The sequence below is a fragment of the Allobosea sp. CER48 genome (genome assembly GCF_044752385.1).
Lineage (GTDB): Bacteria > Pseudomonadota > Alphaproteobacteria > Rhizobiales > Beijerinckiaceae > Allobosea.
On the sequence record NZ_JBIWYK010000305.1, the window covers coordinates 1 to 3,945 of the forward strand.

At 66.5% G+C, this 3,945-nt stretch carries 5 protein-coding genes and 1 pseudogene; all 6 read right to left on the bottom strand.

What is annotated here, in order from left to right; all coding sequences use genetic code 11:
- Positions 1 to 65: 65 nt before the first annotated feature.
- Positions 66 to 542, bottom strand: coding sequence for a F0F1 ATP synthase subunit B family protein (locus ACIPIA_RS11755; protein ID WP_400509686.1), 477 nt, complete (start codon positions 540 to 542; stop codon positions 66 to 68).
- Positions 543 to 553: 11 nt separating this feature from the next.
- Positions 554 to 1,147: a F0F1 ATP synthase subunit B family protein gene (locus ACIPIA_RS11760; RefSeq protein WP_400509688.1), complete on the bottom strand. Its 594-nt coding sequence runs from the start codon at positions 1,145 to 1,147 to the stop codon at positions 554 to 556.
- Between the two features lie 113 nt (positions 1,148 to 1,260).
- A complete protein-coding gene (locus ACIPIA_RS11765; RefSeq protein WP_038360954.1) occupies positions 1,261 to 1,488 on the bottom strand; it encodes a F0F1 ATP synthase subunit C in 228 nt (75 codons plus the stop codon).
- 64 nt (positions 1,489 to 1,552) lie between these two features.
- Positions 1,553 to 2,317: a F0F1 ATP synthase subunit A gene (locus ACIPIA_RS11770; RefSeq protein WP_400509691.1), complete on the bottom strand. Its 765-nt coding sequence runs from the start codon at positions 2,315 to 2,317 to the stop codon at positions 1,553 to 1,555.
- Positions 2,318 to 2,360: 43 nt separating this feature from the next.
- The gene (locus ACIPIA_RS11775) at positions 2,361 to 2,711 is read right to left on the bottom strand and encodes an AtpZ/AtpI family protein (protein WP_400509693.1); all 351 of its coding nucleotides are present in this window, start codon (positions 2,709 to 2,711) and stop codon (positions 2,361 to 2,363) included.
- A gap of 245 nt (positions 2,712 to 2,956) precedes the next feature.
- A pseudogene (locus ACIPIA_RS11780) lies at positions 2,957 to 3,945 on the bottom strand (chromosome segregation protein SMC); the annotation flags it as partial.

Genomic DNA, 3,945 nt, shown 5'->3' on the forward strand with positions numbered 1-3,945 from the left:
CGCAAAAGCAAAAACGCCGCGCTCCGAAGAGCGCGGCGTCGAACTTTGCAGCGATCGCGGCGGGCTCAGTTGAGCTTGGCCTTGACCTCGGTCAGCCCGGCAGCGAAGGCCGCTTCGCCAGCCTTGCCTGCCATCTGGCCGCGCAGGATGGTCTCGGCTGCCTTGGTGGCAGCCTCGGCCGCAGCAGCGCGAACCTCGGCTTCGGCCTGGCTCTCGGCCTGCGCGATCTTCTCCTCGGCCGCCTTGGTGCGGCGCGCGACGAAGTCGGCAAGCTTGGCCTCGGCCTCCGCCGCGAGGCGCTTGGCCTCGTCATTGGCCGAGGAGACGATCTCGGCAGCTTCGGCCTCGGCGGCCTTGCGCTTGGCATCGTATTCGGCGAGCAGCTTCTCGGCCTCCTGACGCAGGCGACGGGCTTCCGCCAGCTCCTGCGCGACCTTCTCGCCGCGAGCGTCGAGAGCCTTCACGATCGCGCCCGGCACGCCGAACTTGACGAGAATGGCAAGGAAGATGACGAGCGCGACGCCGACCCAGAAAGTATCCATCTGATCTCTCCTCAGCCGCGCGTCAGGGCCTGGTCGACAGCTGCCGACGCCTCGCTGGCGCTGGGAGCCTGACCGGTGAGCTTGGTGACGATCGCGACGGCGATATCGCCCCCGAGATCGCGCACATTGCTCATGGCGTTGGTCTTGGTCTTGGCGATGGTCGCCTCGGCCTGCGCCATCTTGGCGGCAAGCTCGGCCTCAGTCGCGTGGCGCTGGGCGTCGCTGGCCTTGGCGCCGGCGTCGCGCGCCGTCTGGGCAATGCCCTGGGCGTTCTTGCGGGCCTCGGCGAGGGCCTTCTCATAGGCCTGCGCCATCTCTTCGGCCTTGGCCTGCATGCCGGAGGCCTGGTCGAGATCGCGACCGATCGTCTCCGCTCGCTCTTCCAGGATGGAGCCGAGGCGCGGCAGCGCGACCTTGGACATCAGCCAGTAGAGGGCCGCGAAGGTGATGGCGAGCCAGAACAGGTTGCTGGCGAAGTGGGTCGGGTCGAAAGGCGGGAAAGACGCCTTCTCGCCGCTCAGGCCGTGCTTCTGCTCGGCAGCCTGGGCCGCTCCTGCCACCAGAGTGGCGAACGAGCCGACAGCCAGAAGCCATCCTTGTCGCACGAACCCTGAAGATCGAACCGGCATAGCGTGCCTTTCAGCGCTGAAGATAGGAAACCGTCGCGCGCCGGCCGGAGCGGCCCGAACGCGCGACGAGAAAGCAGTCGACGAAAGCGTCAGACCACGAAGAGCAGGACGAGCGCGACGACGAACGCGAAGATGCCCAGACCTTCGGCGAGCGCCGCGCCGATGAAGGCGCGCGGGAACTGGCCGTCGGCAGCCGACGGGTTGCGCAGGGCGCCCGAGAGGAAGTTGCCGAAGATGGTGCCGACGCCGATGGCGGCGAGGCCCATGCCGAGCGAGGCGAGGCCAGCGCCGATGAACTTGGCTGCAACAGGATCCATGGTCTTTCTCCAGTGTGGAACTTTTGACGGGGTGGGATGAACTCTCGCGAGCGCTGCCCTGGCCTCAGTGGCCGGGGTGCAGCGCGTCGTTGAGATAGACGCAGGTCAGGATCGCGAAGACATAGGCCTGCAGGAAAGCGACGAGGAATTCGAGCGCGGTGAGCGCGACCGCCAGGAGCAGCGGCAGCGGCGCGATGGCGTAGCTCAGCAGCGCGCCCGAGCCGAGCAGGGCGACGACGAAGCCGCCGAAAACCTTCAGGGCGATATGGCCGGCGAGCATGTTGCCGAACAGGCGCAGCGAAAGCGAGACCGGGCGCGACAGGAAGGAAACGGCCTCGATCAGCACCATGAAGGGCAGGAGCCAGCCGGGCACGCCCGACGGCACGAACAGGCCGAAGAAATGGCTGCCATGCTTCACGATGCCGTAGATCAGCACGACCGAGATGACGAGCACGGCGAAGGCGGCGGTGACGATGATCTGGCTGGTGACGGTGAAGGAGCCGGGGATCATGCCGAGCATGTTGCTCGCCAGCACGAACATGAACAGCGAGAACACGAAGGGGAAGAACTTCATGCCTTCCTTGCCCATCACGCCCGTCAGCGTGGAGGCGACGAATTCGTAGATCATCTCGGCGAGCGACTGCAGGCGGCCGGGAACGACCGCGCGCTGGCTCGAGCCATAGATCATCAGCGCCGAGACGACGGCGAGCACGATCACCATCCACAGCGAGGTGTTGGTGAAGGACAGATTGATGCCGAGCGGCTTCAGCTCAACGAGATTCGTGATGTGGAATTGGTGGATCGGATCGATTCCGCCGCCGGCCGCCATTGTCTCGTTCCCTATCGCGCGGCCCTGGCGGGCCGCCCCTCGATCAATTCGCTTTCGGACCGCCTCCCGACCCGGAGGTCGGACGCGAACCGAGCCGATAGACGGCCCTGAAGCCCGCGATCGTTCCGATCACCAGGAAGGCGATCAGGAGGAACGGGGACGTTCCCAGCCATCGGTCGCCGAGATACCCGATCAGGGCACCGGCGATGACGCCACCTGCGAGATCCGTCGCGGCGCGAAACCCCGAGGACATCGCGCCCGCAAGCGCCTTGTCCTCTCCAGCCGGACCCGCGCCCGGCTTATCGTTCTCCTCGGCCCGCTTGATCGCGGACTTCAGGGAACCCAGTCTTGCGCGCAACTCCGAATCTGAGGCGTTTGGGTCGGGCTCGGACATGGCCTTGGATCTCCGTCTTGACCGCGTTTACGCCGCGATCCGGCGAAAAACCACTATAACCACGACCAAACCCGCGCATCGAGCCGTCGTCAGCACGGCCTCCTTTATTGACAGCCCCCCGCGCTGTCAAGGCACGTGGATAACACCTAAAGCATTGGAATATTTACAAATTCCGGCTGGGTGCGACATTCTTGCCGCAATGCGCGGCCGATTGTGGCATTTTTTCAGCCGGGCCGAGGCTGCCTTCAGCCGGCTTCGCGGATGCTCTCGGCGGTCGACAGGTCGACGGAAACCATCTGGCTGACGCCACGTTCGGCCATCGTCACACCGAACAGCCTCTCCATCCGCGCCATGGTGATCGGGTTGTGGGTGATCAGGATGAAGCGCGTCTGCGTGTTGCGCGCCATGTCGACGAGCAGGTCGCAGTAGCGCTCGACATTGGCGTCGTCGAGCGGCGCATCGACCTCGTCGAGCACGCAGATCGGCGAGGGGTTGGTCAGGAACACCGCGAAGATCAGGGCGGTCGCGGTCAGCGCCTGCTCTCCGCCGGAGAGCAGCGTCATCACCTGCGGCTTCTTGCCGGGTGGCCGCGCGAAGATCTCCAGGCCCGCATCGAGCGGATCCTCCGAATCCACCAGCCGCAGCTCGGCCTCGCCGCCGCCGAACAGGACGCCGAAGAGCCGCTGGAAATGCCCGTTGACGATATCGAAGGCGGCGATCAGCCGCTCGCGCCCTTCGCGATTGAGCGCGCCGATCGCCTGCCGCAGCCGGCGGATCGCTTCGGTGAGGTCGTCGCGTTCGCCGGAAAGGCCTTCGCGCTTGGCCCTTACGTCGGTCAGCTCGTCTTCGGCCCGCAGGTTGACGGCACCGAGACGTTCGCGCTCGCCCTTGAGATTGGCGAGCCTGCGTTCGACGGTCTCCGGCTCCGGCAGGGCATCGCCGGGCTTGAGGCCGGCAATCGCCTGCAGCCCGTCCAGGCCGGTGTCCAGGCCGTCCTCGATCTGGCGGATGATGTCGGCAACGCGCTGGCGCGCCGCCTCGAGCCTCGCTTCAGCCGAAGCGCGGCGCTCGCGCGCACCGGAGAGGGCTTCCAGCGCGATGCGTGCCTGCCTGTCGGCTTCCGCCAATGCGGTTTCACCCGACGCGAGCCTGTCGGCTGCCTCGCGGCGCGCGCCTTCCGCCTGTTCGATCTCCGCGACGAGCCGGCGCCGCTCGGTGAGGAAGGTGTCGGGTG

Coding starts and splice junctions, on each gene's coding strand:
- ACIPIA_RS11755 (WP_400509686.1), bottom strand. CDS start 542: ATGGATACTTTCTGGGTCGGCGTCGCGCTCGTCATCTTCCTTGCCATT.
- ACIPIA_RS11775 (WP_400509693.1), bottom strand. CDS start 2,711: ATGTCCGAGCCCGACCCAAACGCCTCAGATTCGGAGTTGCGCGCAAGA.
- ACIPIA_RS11770 (WP_400509691.1), bottom strand. CDS start 2,317: ATGGCGGCCGGCGGCGGAATCGATCCGATCCACCAATTCCACATCACG.
- ACIPIA_RS11765 (WP_038360954.1), bottom strand. CDS start 1,488: ATGGATCCTGTTGCAGCCAAGTTCATCGGCGCTGGCCTCGCCTCGCTC.